This is a genomic window from Pseudomonas sp. Z3-6 (assembly GCF_051131985.1).
Lineage (GTDB): Bacteria > Pseudomonadota > Gammaproteobacteria > Pseudomonadales > Pseudomonadaceae > Aquipseudomonas > Aquipseudomonas zanjanensis.
Genome location: NZ_CP071644.1, coordinates 3491914 through 3510763, shown reverse-complemented (window position 1 = coordinate 3510763; position 18850 = coordinate 3491914). Strand labels below are relative to the sequence as shown.

The 18850-nt window shown below is 60.9% G+C and carries 11 protein-coding genes; 7 read left to right on the top strand and 4 right to left on the bottom strand.

What is annotated here, in order from left to right:
* Positions 1–3: 3 nt before the first annotated feature.
* Genes tssL through tssB form a run of 4 tightly spaced genes read right to left on the bottom strand, consistent with a single transcriptional unit; the run spans position 4 to position 4138 of the window.
* Positions 4–687, bottom strand: a complete 684-nt coding sequence (tssL, locus tag J3P88_RS15760) for a type VI secretion system protein TssL, short form (RefSeq protein WP_434570064.1) — start codon at positions 685–687, stop codon at positions 4–6.
* Complete coding sequence (gene tssK, locus J3P88_RS15755) at positions 684–2039, bottom strand: type VI secretion system baseplate subunit TssK (protein ID WP_434570062.1); 1356 nt, start codon at positions 2037–2039, stop codon at positions 684–686. Before tssK ends, tssL begins: the two co-directional genes overlap by 4 nt.
* A 23-nt stretch (positions 2040–2062) precedes the next feature.
* On the bottom strand, positions 2063–3598 hold the full coding sequence (gene tssC, locus J3P88_RS15750; protein WP_434570060.1) for a type VI secretion system contractile sheath large subunit: 1536 nt from the start codon (positions 3596–3598) through the stop codon (positions 2063–2065).
* Positions 3599–3646: 48 nt separating this feature from the next.
* Entirely contained in the window at positions 3647–4138 is a 492-nt protein-coding gene (gene tssB / locus J3P88_RS15745; protein ID WP_434570058.1) for a type VI secretion system contractile sheath small subunit, read from the bottom strand.
* Between the two features lie 1128 nt (positions 4139–5266).
* Between tssB and J3P88_RS15740 the strand changes: the two genes are divergently transcribed.
* The 7 genes from J3P88_RS15740 (at position 5267) to J3P88_RS15710 (ending at position 18747) form a co-directional block, all read left to right on the top strand.
* The gene (locus tag J3P88_RS15740; protein ID WP_434570056.1) at positions 5267–6031 is read left to right on the top strand and encodes a substrate-binding periplasmic protein; all 765 of its coding nucleotides are present in this window, start codon (positions 5267–5269) and stop codon (positions 6029–6031) included.
* Positions 6032–7985: 1954 nt separating this feature from the next.
* Positions 7986–9239, top strand: coding sequence for a multidrug efflux RND transporter periplasmic adaptor subunit MexE (gene mexE / locus J3P88_RS15735; RefSeq protein ID WP_186709350.1), 1254 nt, complete (start codon positions 7986–7988; stop codon positions 9237–9239).
* A gap of 15 nt (positions 9240–9254) precedes the next feature.
* The gene (locus tag J3P88_RS15730; protein ID WP_434570054.1) at positions 9255–12434 is read left to right on the top strand and encodes an efflux RND transporter permease subunit; all 3180 of its coding nucleotides are present in this window, start codon (positions 9255–9257) and stop codon (positions 12432–12434) included.
* Entirely contained in the window at positions 12431–13855 is a 1425-nt protein-coding gene (locus J3P88_RS15725) for an efflux transporter outer membrane subunit (protein WP_434570052.1), read from the top strand. The genes J3P88_RS15730 and J3P88_RS15725 overlap by 4 nt, the downstream gene beginning before the upstream one ends.
* Positions 13856–14183: 328 nt before the next feature.
* A complete protein-coding gene (locus tag J3P88_RS15720) occupies positions 14184–15242 on the top strand; it encodes a tetratricopeptide repeat protein (RefSeq protein WP_434570050.1) in 1059 nt (352 codons plus the stop codon).
* Positions 15243–15577: 335 nt separating this feature from the next.
* Positions 15578–17080: an ATPase domain-containing protein gene (locus tag J3P88_RS15715; RefSeq protein WP_434570048.1), complete on the top strand. Its 1503-nt coding sequence runs from the start codon at positions 15578–15580 to the stop codon at positions 17078–17080.
* Positions 17077–18747 (top strand): response regulator, encoded by a 1671-nt coding sequence (locus J3P88_RS15710; RefSeq protein ID WP_434570046.1) that lies wholly within the window; start codon positions 17077–17079, stop codon positions 18745–18747. Before J3P88_RS15715 ends, J3P88_RS15710 begins: the two co-directional genes overlap by 4 nt.
* Positions 18748–18850: the final 103 nt, after the last annotated feature.

The following is an 18850-nucleotide window of genomic DNA, read 5'->3' as shown; positions in this document are numbered from 1 at the left end:
GCCTCACGCCCTATCGGGCAAAAGTGAGGCGATCACGCCGTTCAACAGATGGTCCATTGCCCACCAGACCCCAGCGAACAACAGGACAATCGCCAGGGTATGCATCAAGGGCGAACCGAACCGACGCAGTCTTTCGATCAGCTCGCCACCAGCCCCCTGCGTAGTCAGGCGTTGATTGAGCGCCAAGGGCGCCACCTGTGCGTTGAAGACGGCCAGAATCTGCTCGCGCTCCGGATCGGATGGATCCTGGTAACGCCCCCGGAAACCGAGCGTCAGTATCCGTTGAAACGCGGTCAGCACCGCCTGGTCCGGCGCGGCTTCGCGCAACACCTCCCGCATATCCTCGTAAAGAAACTCACCCGCCTGGTGCCGATTGAAAAACCTCGCCTGCAATGGCTCCCTGGCCCAATCGGTACGTGCACCCTCTTTTGCGCAAGTGAGCACTGTCTCATCCAGCAGCGCGCATTGGGCATGGTTGATGTGATCGATGCTACGCGGGCTCAACCCCGTCTGTTCGAGCCGTTGTCGAACTTGCTCGACCTGGGCCACGCAACGGTCTATCAATGCCTCGCTATCGAGTACCAAAGCGCCTTGGCGCAACTCGACCACCAGCAGGTAGGTGCCCTGCAGCAGGTCATCGATGTCCAGCGTCGTTGCGTTGTGTTTTTTCGAAGTGATCAGATTCATGTGCGCAGCACCGCAAACAGTTCAAGTTGCACATCCGCCAGCGTGCTGGGCACGTAGAAGGCACAGGTGCCCGTGGCTAACATGGCCTGTCCCTTGGGATGACCGAGGTCTAGGGCGAAGTACTGGTTCTCCAGGCGCAGAGGAATCGCCACCGGCACATGGCTGAGGGGTTTGAGTGGGATGCCGTCGAGTGCGGCGTTGATCAGGGCATCGACATCGTCCGGCGCACCGGCCTTGCACAGGCGTGGAAACTGATCCTGCAATTGCGCCGCCGGCAAGGGGCTGCGAACCGACAGGTAGAAGTCCGCACCGCCCGCTTCACGCAGGCGCTCATCGTTGAGCTTCACCTCCCAGCGATTGGTCCCCTTCTTCTCCAGTACCAAGGCAATGACCCGCGACGGCAGGCTGGCTTCCAGCAAGGTGGAGATGGTGCGTATCAGCGGTGAGAACACGGTTTCCAGGTGCTCATGCCGATAGTCGGGAATTTTGTCGATATCGTGTTCCAGCGAGAACGTCAGCAGGCTGCCGGCCAGCTTGATCAATTCCAGGTAGACCTGCTCGGGGGGCCGCTGCGGATATGCCTTGAGGTCCGCCAGCACCGGCTGGTAGGTATTCAAGGCATTGAGCAGCCAGAACAACGACACATCGGCCACGGCAAAATCGGCCATGCGCTGATTGCTTTCCCGCCGCATGCCCATCAGTCGCTGCCGCTTGGCGGACAACTGAGTCAGCAGGTTATCCAGCTGGGCCAGGAGCCTCGGATGCGCGGCAAAACTGAGCAGCGGCGGCACGTAGGCCGGATCGAGGCTCCACCCGTCCTGCCCGTCGCGCACCAGGCGCGCGATGGGGCAAGTCAGGTAATCGCCATTGTCGTCCCTGTCCAGGCGCAGACTCAGCACGTGCTCCAGTACGCCGATCGACTGCACTTCGTCGGCATAAAGATCCTGTACCGCTCGCCAGTCCTGGCGATACCGGGTCGGCCGATCAGCCCGGCCTTCCTGCAACAGGCAGTTGTTGCCGTTGGCCTGCTCCAAGGGCAAAGCCAGCAGCACGAGCGTTTGCTGGATGTCTTCAGGCAGCCGCCGTGCCAACTCCAGCCCCGGTGGCAGGCGATCCACCCTTTCGCTATCGAGCAGGGTTCCGTCGGGCATGCGCACACTCAGCCGGGTTGCCTTGAGCTTGCCCAGGCGCAATGCGTCCAGGTCAAACGCAACAGCCTTCACCCCCCACGGGTGTGCCAAGGCCAGGTGAGCAAGCTGTTCGTTGGCCCAGGCTTCCCAGCGCGCCTGCTGCTGGAACTGTTGCGCAGACAACAGGGTGCCGGATGTCCACAAGGGACGATCGATTTTCATGGCGTCGTTTCCTTGGGCGTGAGTCAGGCTTTTGCCTTGGGCATCTGCGAAACCAATGACAAATTGACGTCCATACCCTCGACTTGAAAGTGCGGCACCGCATACAACTTCACGCGGAAGAAACCGGGATTGTCTTCAATGTCTTCTACGGTCACTTTCGCGTCACGTAGCGGATGGGATGCCTGCAGGTCATCGCCCGGGTCGGTCATCTCGGTGACCAACCCGCCGATCCACTTATTGAGTTCCAACTCCAATAAACGACGGTCCTTGGTGGTGCCGATGTTTTCGCGCTGGATCAGTTTCAAATAATGGGCAATACGCGAAAGCAGGAAGATATAAGGCAGGCGTGCATTGATTCGGCTGTTGGCGGTGGCATCCGGCGTGTCGTATAACGCTGGTTTTTGCGCGGAGCTGGCGGAGAAGAAGCAGGCGTAGTCACGGTTCTTGTAATACGACAACGGAATGAAACCGAGATTGGCAAATTCGAATTCGCGGGTTTCCGGAATCATCACCTCCGAAGGAATCTTCACTTGGTTACCGGTACCCAGGTCGTACAAATGGATCGGCAAATCCGTAACCGCGCCGCCGGACTGCGGCCCACGAATCTGCACGCACCAGCCGTTGGCAATAAAGCTCTTGACCATGTTGGCAGCGAAGGCAAAAGACGCGTTGGTCCAAAGATACTTGTGGTGGTCCGGGCCCTTGACGCTCTCGATGTAGTTGAAGCTGCGCACGGGAATCGTATCCGGCCCATAGGGCAAACGACCCAACACCCGGGGCATGGTCAGGCCGATGTAGCGCGCGTCGTCACTTTCGCGAAATGCCTTCCACTTGATGTATTCGGCCCGATCGAAGTAGTTACCGATGTCCTTGATGGCCGCCACTTCCTCCATGGATTTCTTGCCAAAGAACGCCGGGCCCACCGAACCAATGAACGGCATGTGCGCCGCTGCCGACACTTTCGAGATGTTGCGCAGCAACGCGATGTCCCGTGGGCTGCGGTCGAACTCGTAATTGGAAATAGCCGCTGCAATCGGCTCGCCACCCGGCATATCGTATTCCCGGGTATAGGTATGCAGGTACAAACCGCTCTGGGCGATTTCGGGGGCGTCTTCAAAATCTCGCACCAGATCGTCCTTGCTGATGTCCAGCAATTCGATACGCACGTTCTGACGAAAATCTGTCTGCTCTATCAGTGACTTAATGCCACGCCAGGTTGATTCGACGCGTTGAAAGTCAGGATGATGCATCACCGCATCGAGTTGGCGACTGATCTGCATGTCCAGCGAAGCGATGTGTTCATCAAGCAGTACTTTGTCCAGTCGTTCTACTTTCTGCGACGACTGCTTGAGCAATTTCAAGAACACGCTGACAGCGGCAGTAACCCGCTCATCAGTCGAGGCCTCTGACAAAGCCTCGGCGTGCTGAAAAGTTTCAATATCTGCCAACGCTGCGACAGGGTTCAGATTGATCTTGCTGAAAAGCGCAGCGTAGACGCCATTATCTTCGGACAATACTGTAGCGCCGCGCGATTGCACGTTAGAACTCTCAACAGACATAGTTAATTTTCTCTTCTGGCTTGGCGATAACTTTAATTAGCGAACGATTTACGGCGCCAATGCCGCCAACTCGGCTCGCAACTCATCGCTGAGCGCATCATCCTTGAGGATGCGCTCCAATTCGTGACGAAAGGTCACGTTATCCAACAAGTTCGACTTCAGGTCGCGTAGCAGGTTGCGCATCGCCAACAGTGCGCGCAATTGCGGAATCTGCCGTGCTACCTGCTCCGGCTCGAAGTCCCTCATGCTTTGAAACTTCAATTCCACAGACACATCGGACTTATCATCAGCCAAGGTGTTATGCGTTTGAAGTTTCAGCTCTGGAGAAAACTCACCCAAGACGTTATCAAAGTTATTTTTGTTGATATCAATCTTGCCCCGTTCCGACAATGAACGATGTTCCTTGCCGTTACTGTAATCGCCCATCACCATCAATTTTAGTGGCAACTCGACTTGTTTCTGCGCACCACCGGTGTGCAAGTCGAGTTTGATGTTGACCCGGGCCTTGGGCACCTCGTTTTGGAAACTGTTTGAAGTCATGTCCTTTGCTCCTTGGTTTCAACGGCCATTGCCGCACCTGAGACGGCTCATGCACCGTCTATTTGATCTTGCTCCCACCGCCGATATAGCCCGCTTGCCCGCTCGCCCTCCCCAGTCGCCAGCCACACCTCACTGATACTCAACAAACGCGCCAGCTGCTCCACCCGTAACCGAGGTACGCCTCGTCTTTTCCAGTAGCACAAACATTGAGGGGTTATACGCAGTACCTCGGCAAAACCCGAGGCAGGGATGCCGTACTCCTTCAGCACGCCACTCAGGCGTTGTGCGCAAGCTCGTCGGAGGCTGGGCTGCGGATTACTTTGTTTCCACCAAGCGTCGACCATCGTTATTGCCCTGCTTCCTGCTCGTAGATTTAGTACGACTGTAAGCGACCCGGTAGAGAGCCAGATAGGTTTAAAGTGGGTGGCCGTCGTTAAAAAAGAAGAAGCCTACAATGAGCAAGTAGGACGCTTACAGACACCGCCTACAACGGCGCTCATCCATGCGAATGCATGGTCGAGCCCTCGGATATGTAGGAAAGAAACTACAGATACAAAACCAAATACAATGAAACGTTGTTTGCGATCTCATTCTGGGAACCGATAACAAAAGACAAAGTTCAAGATATTGCTGAACGAATGTTTTATACCGCCAAATACACGCACAGATACACGCCGCCAAGCACTGGAATTTCGGGACCTTTACACCGCGCCGATGACGTTCGTCAGCCGCTGCTCGAATTCCCCCTTGGCCTCAGGACCGGCTTGCAGCTACCTCGCCACAGCGCCCTCGTCAGAGGTAACGGACCCGCTCCTCCGTTACTTGAGCGGTTTGCCGATAAATAATCCGGGCAGGCAGTCCAACCATCCGCCTGGGCATTCAGGGCCTTTGGATCAACCACCGTGATCCGGCATCAAGTTGCAAGACTCAAGGCTTTTGTCGACGCAATGATCTATACCTTCAGATACACGCAGTCAGGCCAATGCAACAGACGGGCGTGTCCAGACAAAACGACTGTGGCGAACCCGCTTTGGGTGCACCGCATCACATAAAACTGGCCTGCAACACGCTGTTTCCGGCGCCGCCCCGTAGAATGCGCCCCACCGTCCAATGCCTGAAGTACCGACCATGAGCCTCAGCAAACGCGTTTTGAATGTTCCCACCAAGGCGCTATCCAGGCTTTGTCTATTGATACCGTTGCTGGTCGTGCACAACGCCGGCGCTGAAGCCTTGGAAATTGAACTGCACATTCTCGACGCACCGCCGCTGACGTTCGTCAACGATCCCAGGGGCTACGGCATCGTGGGCGATGTCGCAGCGGCAGCGATGACCAAGGCTGGCTACACGGTAAAGATCCATGTGCTTCCCTGGGCCCGGGCGCAGAAACATGTCAGTGAAGAGCATGACCACCTGATCGCGCCTCTTTCGCGCATTCCCACCCGAGAGGATCGTTTCACCTGGATCGCCTCGATCATGCCCATGGAGCGCGCCTTTTTCAGCCTTGAACGACGGGTGAGCAGCTTCGCCCAGGCCAAGGAAACCTACCGCAAGATCGGCGTCGGCCTGGGCAGTGCACAGGAAGATATCCTGCGCACCGAAGGCTTCAGCGATGAACAGATCTACCCGCTGGCCATTGGCGACAATCCCGCCCAGATGCTGTTGATGGGGCGTATCGATGCCTGGTTCAACGGCGTGCCGGAGAGTCGATACATCTGGCCGAAGGTGTCCAAGCGCAAACTGCTCATGAGCAAGGTCGGCAGCAGCGCCGACCTTTACCTGGCCTGTTCGAAGCAATGCTCGCCAGAAATGGTCGAGCATTTGCGCGAAGCGGTTGAAGCGCTTCGCGCGGATGGGACCGTCAAGCGTGTCCATGACCTGTATCTGCCGCATTAGGCTTGAGTCAAGCTCACCCGGCGGCCATCAATAAGTTTGATCACAAGAAAGCAAAGCCCGCTCGTGGGCAACCCACTCACTCAAGACTTGCCGAAACCAATGTGAGAGCGAGCCTGCTCGCGAAAGCGGTGGGTCCGTTGGCGGTGATGTCGGCTGGACAGCCGTCATCGCGAGCAAGCTCGGCTCCCACAGGGGGTCTCGGGTGTTTCCAGACCTGATGCCGAGCACTCAACCCCCTGGCGAGGGAGCTTGCTCCCGCTGGGGCGCGAAGCGGCCCCAATAAGCTGCATGCGATCTGCCTGATGCCACGCGGTGTTTGGTTTTGGGGCTGCTGCGCAGCCCAGCGGGAGCAAGCTCCCTCGCCACAAAGGCAGTTTGGTTGAGGCTACAAAACCCTATGGCCCTCCCACTGGGTTCTCGAGTGACCCCAAGGTTTGTGTCCACCGCCAATTTCCGTGTGGGAGCGAGCCTGCTCGCGAAAGCGGTGGGTCCGTTGGCGGTGATGTCGGCTGGACAGCCGTCATCGCGAGCAAGCTCGGCTCCCACAGGGGGACTCGGGTGTTTCCAGACTTGATGCCGAGCACTCAACCCCGTGGCGAGGGAGCTTGCTCCCGCTGGGGCGCGAAGCGGCCCCAATAAGCTGCATGCGATCTGCCTGATGCCACGCGGTGCTTGGTTTTGGGGCTGCTGCGCAGCCCAGCGGGAGCAAGCTCCCTCGCCACAAAGGCAGTTTGGTTGAGGCTACAAAACCCTATGGCCCTCCCACTGGGTTCTCGAGTGACCACAAGGTTTGTGTCCACCGCCAATTTCCGTGTGGGAGCGAGCCTGCTCGCGAAAGCGGTGGGTCCGTTGGCGGTGATGTCGGCTGGACAGCCGTCATCGCGAGCAAGCTCGGCTCCCACAGGGGGTCTCGGGTGTTTCCAGACCTGATGCCGAGCACTCAACCCCCTGGCGAGGGAGCTTGCTCCCGCTGGGGCGCGAAGCGGCCCCAATAAGCTGCATGCGATCTGCCTGATGCCACGCGGTGTTTGGTTTTGGGGCTGCTGCGCAGCCCAGCGGGAGCAAGCTCCCTCGCCACAAAGGCAGTTTGGTTGAGGCTACAAAACCCTATGGCCCTCCCACTGGGTTCTCGAGTGACCACAAGGTTTGTGTCCACCGCCAATTTCCGTGTGGGAGCGAGCCTGCTCGCGAAAGCGGTGGGTCCGTTGGCGGTGATGTCGGCTGGACAGCCGTCATCGCGAGCAAGCTCGGCTCCCACAGGGGGACTCGGGTGTTTCCAGACCTGATGCCGAGCACTCAACCCCCTGGCGAGGGAGCTTGCTCCCGCTGGGGCGCGAAGCGGCCCCAATAAGCTGCATGCGATCTGCCTGATGCCACGCGGTGTTTGGTTTTGGGGCTGCTGCGCAGCCCAGCGGGAGCAAGCTCCCTCGCCACAAAGGCAGTTTGGTTGAGGCTACAAAACCCTATGGCCCTCCCACTGGGTTCTCGAGTGACCACAAGGTTTGTGTCCACCGCCAATTTCCGTGTGGGAGCGAGCCTGCTCGCGAAAGCGGTGGGTCCGTTGGCGGTGATGTCGGCTGGACAGCCGTCATCGCGAGCAAGCTCGGCTCCCACAGGGGGACTCGGGTGTTTCCAGACTTGATGCCGAGCACTCAACCCCGTGGCGAGGGAGCTTGCTCCCGCTGGGGCGCGAAGCGGCCCCAATAAGCTGCATGCGATCTGCCTGACGCTACGCGGTGCTTGGTTTTGGGGCTGCCGCGCAGCCCAGCGGGAGCAAGCTCCCTCGCCACGGGCCCATCGGTTCCCAAAAAATGCGGCGCATTACCCGGACTAGAGGTCTCATTGATGGCTTATATCATTCTGAATGATAGTTACCTTTGCTTCATTCGATTCGTTCCGGTGTCTTGCGCCACGCATCATCCGCCCATTCTCAATACATTGGCGGATGCTATCCATGGAACATTCACTTTCAAAACTGCGTTTTCCCCTCGCGCTGCTGGCGGTGCTGGTGATGAGCGCTTGCGGCAAGACTCCCGACACGGCAGCGTCCATGCCGCCGGCCAAAGTCAGTGTTGCCAAGGTCTTGGAGCAGCCTGTCAACGAATGGGATGAATTCACCGGTCGCCTCGAAGCGCCAGAAACCGTTGAGATCCGCCCGCGGGTTTCCGGGCAGATCGACGAAGTGGCCTTCACCGAAGGCGCGTTGGTCAAGAAGGGCGATCTGTTGTTCCAGATCGACCCACGCCCCTTCCAGGCTGAAGTCCGTCGTCTCGAAGCGCAACTGGCCCAGGCCCGCGCCACCGCCACCCGCAGCGAGAATGAAGCCCAACGTGGCGAACGCCTGCGCTTGAGCAATGCCATTTCCGCCGAGCTGGCGGATTCGCGCACCAGCGCCGCCCAGGAAGCCCGTGCCGCCGCCGCAGCCATCCAGGCGCAGTTGGACCTGGCGAAACTGAACCTGAGCTTCACCCGCGTTACCTCGCCCATCAGCGGTCGCGTCAGCCGGGCGGAAATCACCGCCGGCAACCTGGTGACCGCCGATGTCACGCCGCTGACCAGCGTCGTGTCCACCGACAAGGTCTACGCCTACTTCGACGCCGACGAGCGGGTCTTCCTCAAGTACACCCAACTCGCCCGCCAGGGCCAGCGCGGCCAGGCCACGCCGGTCTACATGGGCCTGTCCAACGAGGACGGCAACCCGCACCAGGGCCAGATGAACTTCGTCGACAACCAGGTCAACCCACAGACGGGCACCATCCGTGGCCGCGCGGTGTTCGACAACAAGGATGGCACCTACACCCCAGGCCTGTACGCCCGCTTGAAGCTGGTGGGCAGCGGCACCTACGCCGCCGTGCTGATCAACGACGAAGCCGTGGGCACCGACCTGGGCAAGAAATTCGTCTTGGTGATGGACGCCGAAAACAAGCCGGCCTACCGCGCCGTCGAGCTGGGCCCGAAGATCGAAGGCCTGCGCATCGTGCGCAGCGGCCTGAACAAGGACGACACCATCATCGTCAAGGGGCTGCAACGGGCTCGTCCGGGTGCACCGGTCACGCCTGAAACCGTGCCGATGGCCAGCGAAGAAACCATTGCCGCCCTGGCACAACAACGTAAAGCGCTCGAAGCCAGCAACCTGCCCCAAGTCGCGCCCTCCAAGGCGGCGTCAGGCTCGGCAGGCAAACTGGCCGCTGCGACCCCACGCGACTAAGGGACTGAATCCAAGATGAAATTTTCCCAGTTCTTCATTTCGCGGCCGATCTTCGCAGCAGTGCTTTCGCTGCTGATCCTGATCGCCGGCGCCATCTCGCTGTTCCAGCTACCGATCAGCGAATACCCGGAAGTCGTGCCGCCGACCGTGGTCGTACGCGCCAACTTCCCGGGCGCCAACCCCAAGGTCATCGGCGAAACCGTGGCCGCGCCCCTGGAGCAGGCCATCACCGGCGTCGAGAACATGTTGTACATGTCCTCGCAGTCCACCGCTGACGGCAAGATTACCCTGACCATCACTTTCGCTCTCGGCACCGACCTGGACAACGCCCAGGTGCAGGTGCAGAACCGCGTCACCCGGACCGAGCCCAAGCTGCCGGAAGAAGTGACCCGGATCGGCATCACGGTGGACAAGGCATCGCCCGACCTGACCATGGTCGTGCACTTGACCTCGCCGGACCAACGCTACGACATGCTCTACCTGTCCAACTACGCCCTGCTCAACATCAAGGATGAGCTGGCGCGCCTGGGCGGCGTGGGTGATGTGCAATTGTTCGGCATGGGCGACTATTCCCTGCGCGTCTGGCTGGATCCGAACAAGACCGCCTCGCGCAACCTGACCGCCACCGACGTGGTCACCGCGATCCGTGAGCAGAACCGTCAAGTGGCGGCCGGTGCCCTGGGTGCGCCGCCGGCGCCGAATGCCCAGGCCTTCCAGCTGTCGATCAACACCCAGGGGCGCCTGGTCAATGAGGAAGAGTTCGAAAACATCATCATTCGTTCCGGCGCCAACGGTGAAATCACTCGCCTGAAGGACATCGCTCGGGTCGAACTGGGCTCCAGCCAGTACGCCTTGCGTTCGCTGCTGGACAACCAGCCGGCGGTGGCGATCCCGATCTTCCAGCGGCCGGGCTCCAACGCCATCCAGATCTCCAATGACGTTCGCGAGAAGATGGATGAGCTGAAGAAAGGCTTCCCGGCCGGGATGGACTACAGCATCGTCTATGACCCGACGATCTTCGTCCGCGGCTCCATCGAAGCGGTGGTGCACACTCTGTTCGAAGCCCTGATCCTCGTGGTGCTGGTGGTGATCCTGTTCCTGCAGACCTGGCGCGCCTCGATCATTCCGTTGGTGGCGGTGCCGGTTTCGCTGATCGGTACGTTCGCGGTGATGCACCTGTTCGGCTTCTCGTTGAACGCCCTGTCACTGTTCGGCCTGGTCCTGGCGATCGGTATCGTGGTGGACGACGCCATCGTGGTGGTGGAAAACGTCGAGCGAAACATCGAACTGGGCCTCACCCCCGTGGAGGCGACGAAGCGCGCCATGGGCGAAGTGACCGGCCCGATCATCGCCACCGCCCTGGTGCTGTGCGCGGTCTTCGTTCCGGCGGCGTTCATCAGTGGCTTGACCGGTCAGTTCTATAAACAGTTCGCCCTGACCATTGCCATCTCCACGGTGATCTCGGCGATCAACTCCCTGACCCTGTCCCCTGCCCTGGCTGCCGTATTGCTCAAAGGCCATGACGCGCCCAAGGACCGTTTCTCCAAGTTCCTCGACAAGCTCTTCGGCGGCTGGTTGTTCCGTCCATTCAACCGCTTCTTCGAGCGCGCCAGCCATGGCTACGTGGGCACCGTCGCGCGGGTTATCCGCAGCAGCGGCATCGCCCTGGTACTTTATGCAGGCCTGATGGTGCTGACGTTCTTCGGTTTTTCCACTACCCCGACCGGCTTCGTGCCCGGCCAGGACAAGCAATACCTGGTGGCCTTCGCTCAACTGCCGGACGCCGCGAGCCTGGATCGCACCGAAGATGTGATCAAGCGCATGTCCGACCTGGCGCTCAAGCAACCGGGCGTTGAAAGCGCCGTGGCCTTCCCGGGCCTGTCGATCAACGGTTTCACCAACAGCCCGAACGCCGGCATCGTGTTCGTGACCCTCAAGCCCTTCGATGAGCGCAAGGACCCGAGCATGTCGGCCGGCGCCATCGCCGGTGCCTTGAACGGCAAGTACTCGGAGATCCAGGAAGCCTACATGGCGATCTTCCCGCCGCCGCCAGTACAGGGCCTGGGCACGATCGGTGGTTTCCGCCTGCAGATTGAAGACCGGGGCAACCTGGGCTACGACGAGCTGTACAAAGAAACCATGAACATCATCACCAAGAGCCACAGCGTGCCGGAACTGGCCGGGTTGTTCACCAGCTACACCGTGAACGTGCCCCAGGTCGATGCCGCCATCGACCGTGAAAAAGCCAAGACCCACGGCGTGGCCGTCAGCGACATCTTCGACACCCTGCAGATTTACCTGGGTTCGCTGTATGCCAACGACTTCAACCGCTTCGGCCGTACTTACCAGGTCAACGTCCAGGCCGAGCAGCAGTTCCGTCTCGAGTCGGACCAGATCGGCCAGCTCAAGGTGCGTAACAACCGTGGCGAGATGATCCCGCTGGCGACCTTCATCAAGGTCAGCGACACCTCGGGCCCAGACCGTGTGATGCACTACAACGGCTTCATCACTGCTGAAATCAACGGTGCTGCCGCCCCGGGCTACAGCTCCGGCCAGGCCGAGAAAGCCATCGAGAAACTGCTCAAGGACGAACTGCCCAACGGCATGACGTACGAGTGGACCGACCTGACGTACCAGCAGATCCTCTCGGGCAACACCGCGCTGTTCGTGTTCCCGCTCTGCGTACTGCTGGCGTTCCTGGTGCTCGCGGCACAGTACGAAAGCTGGAGCCTGCCATTGGCGGTGATCCTGATCGTACCGATGACCCTGCTGTCGGCGATTACCGGGGTGATCCTCTCCGGTGGCGACAACAACATCTTTACCCAGATCGGTTTGATCGTACTGGTGGGGCTTGCCTGCAAGAACGCGATTCTGATCGTCGAGTTCGCCAAGGATAAACAGCTCGAAGGCATGAACCCGCTGGCGGCGGTCCTCGAAGCGTGCCGCCTGCGTCTGCGGCCGATCCTGATGACCTCCTTCGCCTTCATCATGGGCGTGGTGCCCCTGGTGTTCTCCAGCGGCGCCGGTGCGGAAATGCGCCATGCCATGGGTGTGGCGGTGTTCTCCGGGATGCTCGGCGTGACCTTCTTCGGCCTGCTGCTCACCCCCGTCTTCTATGTACTGATCCGCAACTTCGTCGAACGCAGCGAGGCCCGCAAGGCGGCCCGGGCTTTGAAACTGGAGGCGCAACAATGAGTTTGAAAGCGTTCGTGCCGAGCTTGCTGGTCCTGGCATTGAGTGCCTGTGCCGTAGGCCCGGACTACAAGGCACCGCAAACGGAGGCGGCGAATATCACCACCGCCACCGACGGCGCCGCCGGCCAGAAGAACTTCGACCGCGCCCGTTTCGAAGGCGTCTGGTGGCAGCAGTTCGACGACCCGACCCTCAACGCGTTGGTGACCCGTTCCCTGGACGGCAACCGCGAGTTGCGCGTGGCCTTCGCCCGCTTGCGGGCCGCACGGGCGATTCGCGATGACGCCAGCAATGACGCCATGCCGACCATTACCAGCCGTGCCAGCAGCGAACTGGGCAAAGGCCAGAACCCGATGGGGCAGACTGACGAGCGGGTCAACTCCGAGCGTTACGACCTGGGCCTGGACATGGCCTGGGAGCTGGATTTGTTCGGGCGCATCCAGCGCAACCTGGAAGCCACCGATGCCGATCAACAGGCGATCGAAGCCGATCTCTATCAGTTGCAGGTGACGATGATCGCCGAGCTGGTGGATGCCTATGGTCAACTGCGCGGCGCACAACTGCGGGAAAAGATCGCCCTGGCCAACCTGAAGAACCAGCAGGATTCGCGCAAGATCACCGAAAGCCTGCGTGATGCCGGCGTCGGCGATCAGCTCGACGTGGTCCGTGCCGATGCGCGCCTGGCCTCGGTGGAAGCCAGCGTGCCACAGCTGCAGGCCGAGCAGGCGCGCCAACGCAATCGTATCGCCACGCTGTTGGGCGAACGCCCGGACAAACTCAGCGTCGACCTGAGCCCGAAACAGTTGCCGGCTATCGCCAAGGCCCTGCCCATCGGCGACCCGGGTGAACTGCTGCAACGGCGCCCGGACATCCTCAGTGCCGAACGCCAACTGGCCGCCGCCACGGCGCGCATCGGCGTGGCCAAGGCCGACCTGTTCCCACGGGTCAGCTTGAGCGGTTTCCTCGGTTTCACCGCCGGACGCGGTTCGCAGATCGGTTCCTCTGCCGCCAACGCCTGGGCGCTGGGCCCGAGCATTACCTGGGCCGCTTTCGACCTGGGCAGCGTGCGGGCGCGCTTGCGCGGTGCCGACGCCGAGGCGGACGGTGCCCTGGCGAACTACGAACAGCAAGTGCTGCTGGCCCTGGAAGAGTCGGAAAATGCCTTCAGTGACTATGGCAAGCGTCAGCAGCGGCTGATCTCGCTGATCCGCCAGAGCGAATCGAGCCGCGCCGCCGCCGACCTGGCAGAGATTCGCTACCGCGAAGGCACCGTGGATTTCCTCGTGCTGCTCGACGCCCAACGTGAACGCCTGGCGGCCGAAGACACCCAGGCCCAGGCCGAAGTGGACCTGTACCGCGGCATCGTCGCGATCTACAAGGCCCTGGGTGGCGGCTGGCAACCGGAAACCGTCGCCAGCAATTGACCCACCCGGCTCAACCGAGCTCCTTTGGTTGGCCGCAACCAGCCAAATTTTTGCCCCGCGTCTCATTTGGACGCGGGGCTTTTTTTGGCTGTTACTAGTCCCGGCCCCTGGGGAGACATTGAACAAGAGGTTCACCGCTGCTCTACTGTGGGAGCGGGCTTGCTCGCGAAAGCGGTGGATCAGCTTGAAGATATGTCGAAGGTGCAGCCGCCTTCGCGAGCAAGCCCGCTCCCACAGGGTTAAATGCGCATAACTCACAAGGTTTGACTCAGGCCGCCACCTGACCGAAGCTTGCGGCATTTCACGCTTCTGGTAATGGATTCCCTGCATGCCCTCGCCTCGCCGCCGCTATCTGCTCCTCAGCCTCTGTGTCCTGTTGTTGATCGGTCTTGTCGCGGTGTGGCTGCGCAGCACCACGCCGCAGATCCCCGAGGCAATCAAGCGTGGCTACAGCGAAGCCTTGGAAAGCGCCCGCAACGGACAGCCGGGGGCGGCGCGGATGCTTTACCAGCAACTGGGACGTCCGGATCTCTCGCCCAAGCGCCGCGTGTGGCTGCACGCCGAACTGCCCAACTACCCCAGCCCCCAAGCCCTGAAACTGGCGGACGCCGACCTGCACAGCGAGTCGCCGGACGTGCGCCGGGCCGCCATTGGCAGCGTCGTCGGGCTGGTCCCGACAGGCCAACGCAGCCTGTTGCTCGGCCCGCTTCTGGACGATGACGACCCGAACGTCCGGTTCGCCGCCGTGAACGCGCTGCTGGGCCTGTCGCCAGATGATCTCGGCTTGTATTTCGGCGCGATGCAGATCGCCATCGACACTTGGGAGCAGATGCTCGAAGACGGCCCGAAAACCGCTGAGTCCCACTACCAACTCGCCCGGCTGCACCTGCACAACGCCGAATTGAAGAAAGCCCAATTGGCCCTTGAGCAGGCCTTGCGCCTGCAACCGGACAACCTGCCAGCGCTGGTCATGCAGATCGAAGTGCTGGACAAACAGGGCCAGGGCGATGCCGCCCGACAATTACTCGCCCGACAGTTGCAAACCCAGCCAGCGTCGGCTTATCTGCAACATGCGCTGGGCATGTGGCTGCTGCAACACGGCCAGAGCGAGTATGCCGTGCTCGGCCTGGCAAAAGCCGTGGAACTGGAACCCGAAAACCGGCATTACCGCTATGACCTGGCAACCACCCTGCATGCTGAACAGGAAGTGGAAGCCGCGCAGAAACAGTTGCAGGAAATCGTCCAGCGCTACCCCGCCGACCGCAAGGCCCGGGTGTTGCTGATCAACTATTGGAAGGAGACCGGCCAGTTGCAGAACGTTCAGATCCTGTTGGCGCAACTGGAACAGCTGAACCCCGATGACCCGGCCCTGCAACAGGGTTTGTAAGCGGACTAGCCGTTAAGTGGAACCTTGGGCAAACACACAATCCGTGGCGAGGGAGCTTGCTCCCGCTGGGCTGCGCAGCAGCCCCAAGACAGGGCCGCTTCGCGACCCAGCGGGAGCAAGCTCCCTCGCCACAGGATGGCTGCTCGGCTTCATTTCGCTTAGCTGACTAGCATGGGTCTGTGGGCCGTCGTCGCATACCGAAAAGTTGTGGAGTACCCCGCGTTTTGTCGATGTAAGCGGAACCGCCATCACCGCCAAAGGTCAAGTGTTCAGGCAGTCGATTTCAGGCGTTACCCCGCCTGCTGCCTACTTCCCTAGTCATGAGAGGGCTATTTTTGTCTACATCTAACGAGTTGATCAGTGCAAAAGCCGCCACCGGTATCGAGGGTCTGGACGATATCCTCTCCGGTGGTTTGTCCCGCGGCCATGTGTTCCTGCTCGAAGGGGAACCGGGGACCGGTAAGACCACGGTCGCGCTGCATTTTCTGTTGGCCGGCGCCAAGGCTGGCGAGCGCTCGTTGTACATCACGCTCTCGGAAACCGAGCGTGAACTGCGTCAGGGCGCGGCCTCCCACGGCTGGACCTTGGATGAGAACATTCATATTTTCGAGCTGACCCCGCCCGAAAGCCTGCTCAATGCCGAGCACCAGCAAAGCCTGCTGTATTCCTCGGACCTGGAGCTGGGCGAAGCGACCCGGCAGATCTTCGAAGTGGTCGAACGGTTCAAGCCGACCCGTGTAGTGCTCGACAGCCTGTCGGAGATCCGCCTGCTGGCGCAAAGCTCCCTGCGCTACCGTCGCCAGATCCTGGCGATCAAGCATTATTTCGTGCGCTACGACGCCACGGTCCTGTTGCTCGACGACTTGACCACCGAATCCCTGGACAAAACCGTGCACAGCGTCGCCCACGGCGTGGTGCGCCTGGAAGAACTGACCCCCAACTATGGCGCCGAACGGCGGCGGGTCCGGGTGGTCAAGTATCGCGGGCAGAAATACCGCGGCGGTTTCCATGACTTCACCATCATGGGCGACGGCGTGCACGTGTTCCCGCGCCTGGTGGCCGCCGAACACCGCGGCCAGTACCTGCGCCAACAACTCTCCAGCGGCATCGGCGAAATGGACCTGCTGCTGGGCGGTGGTATCGAGACCGGCTCCAGCACGTTGATCCTGGGGCCAGCGGGAACTGGCAAGTCGCTGATCGCGATGATTTTCGCCGCAGCCGCCGTGCAGCGTGGCGAGAAGGCCGCGCTGTTTATCTTCGACGAAGAGTTGGGCTTGCTGTTCGAGCGCATGAAAAACATCGGCATCGACCTGCAGGCCTTGCAAAAAACCGGCAACCTGCTGATCGAACAGGTGGACGCCGCCGAGCTGTCCCCCGGCGAGTTCTCCCACCGCGTGCGCCGCTGCGTCGACGACGGCGAAATCAAGACCGTGGTGATCGACAGCATCAACGGCTACCAGGCGGCGATGCCGGAAGAGAACGCCCTGGTACTGCACATGCATGAATTGCTGCTCTATCTCAACCGCAAGGGCGCGGCAACCTTCATGACCGTCGCCCAGCACGGCCTGGTCGGCGACATGCAAGCCCCGGTGGACATTACTTACCTGGCCGACACGGTGATTCTGTTGCGTTATTTCGAAGCACTGGGCAAGGTTCGCCGGGCCATTTCCATCATCAAGAAACGCACCGGCAGCCACGAGTCGACCATCCGCGAATACCGCATCAGCGGCGCGGGCATGACCATTGGCGAACCACTGGAAGCATTCCAGGGTGTCTTGCGCGGGGTCCCCACCTACATGGGCGAGAGCAACCCGCTGCTCAAGGATGAACACCGGTGACGCTGGCCGAGCCCCTGTCCGAGCGGGCGCTGATTCTCGCGCCGCTGGGACGGGACAGCCAGATTGCCCTGATGATCCTCAATGAAGCCGGTTTTGCCGGCCTCATCTGTCGCCACCTGGGTCATTTATGCGAAGAGCTGGAAAGCGGTGCCGGCCTGCTGGTGATCTCGTCGGAGGCCTTGGTCGGGCCTGACCTGGAAACGCTGTTCCTGCAAATCGAGCAGCAGCCCGCCTGGTCCGACCTGCCCATTGTCTTGCTGACCCATCACGGTGGGCCGGAACAGAACCCGGCGGCGCGGATCGGCATGCAGTTGGGCAACGTGACGTTCCTCGAGCGTCCTTTCCACCCCGTTACGCTGATCAGCCTGGTCACCACCGCGCTGCGCGGGCGTCGAAGGCAGTACGAAGCCCGCGACCGCCTGATCGATCTCAGCAACAGCGAACTGCGCCTGCAAACCACCCTCGAAACCCTCGAACAGCAGGTGGAGGAGCGTACCGCCCAGTTGCGCCACAACGAAGAAGCCCTGCGCCAGTCGCAGAAAATGGAAGCGGTTGGCCAACTGACCGGCGGCATCGCCCATGACTTCAACAACATGCTCACCGGGATCATCGGCAGCCTCGAACTGTTGCGCCGTCGCCTGGCCCGGGGCCGTACCGAGGACCTGGACAGCCTGATCGACCTGGGCGTGACCTCGGCCAACCGCGCCGCCGGCCTGACCCATCGCCTGCTGGCGTTCTCACGCCGGCAATCGCTGGACTCCAAGGCGGTCCAGATGAATACCCTGGTGCTGTCCATGGGTGAATTGTTGCAGCGCAGCCTCAACGAAAGCATTCGCCTGGACATGCAACTGGACGAACAACTCTGGGTCGCCGAAGCCGATCCCAACCAACTGGAAAGCGCCCTGCTCAACCTGGTGCTCAACGCCAGGGATGCCATGCCCAACGGCGGCAACCTGGTGGTGCAGACTCGCAATCGGCACTTGGATGCCGACTTCACCGAGGCCTACTCCAACCTCGCGCCCGGTGACTATGTGGTGCTGAGTGTGCAGGACACCGGTTGCGGCATGCCCGAAGCGGTGATCAGTCGCGCTTTCGATCCGTTCTTCACCACCAAGCCGATCGGCCAGGGCACCGGGCTGGGCCTGTCGATGATTTATGGCTTCAGCAAGCAATCCCGTGGCCATGTGACCATCGACAGCGAAGTCGACATAGGCACCACCGTGAACCTCTACCTGCCACGCTTCGTCGGTGAAGAAATCCACGAGCCCCAGGTTGCCACCCAGCACGCGCCGTATGCGCAGGATGGCGAGACCGTGCTGATCGTCGAGGACGATCCGGCGGTGCGGGTGTTGGTGAGCGCGGTATTAAGCGAATTGGGCTATGCCTTTGTGGAGGCGGCCGACGCCAACGGCGCGTTGCCGATCCTCCAGTCAAGCCAGCGCATCGACCTGCTGATCAGCGACGTTGGCCTGCCCGGCATGAATGGTCGGCAACTGGCGGAGATCGGCCGGCAGGTCCGCCCGGACCTGCGGGTGCTGTTCATCACCGGCTACGCCGAGCATGCGGCGGTGCGCGGCGGCTTCCTTGACCCGGGGATGCAGATGATCACCAAGCCGTTCACGTTTGACTTGTTGACGGCGAAGGTGCGGGAAATGATCCAGATTTGAGGTGATGAGCGCTGTTTGAGCTTGGGCATTACAACACAGTGTGGCGAGGGAGCTTGCTCCCGCTGGGCTGTGAAGCAGCCCCAATAAAGTCGACTCAATGAAC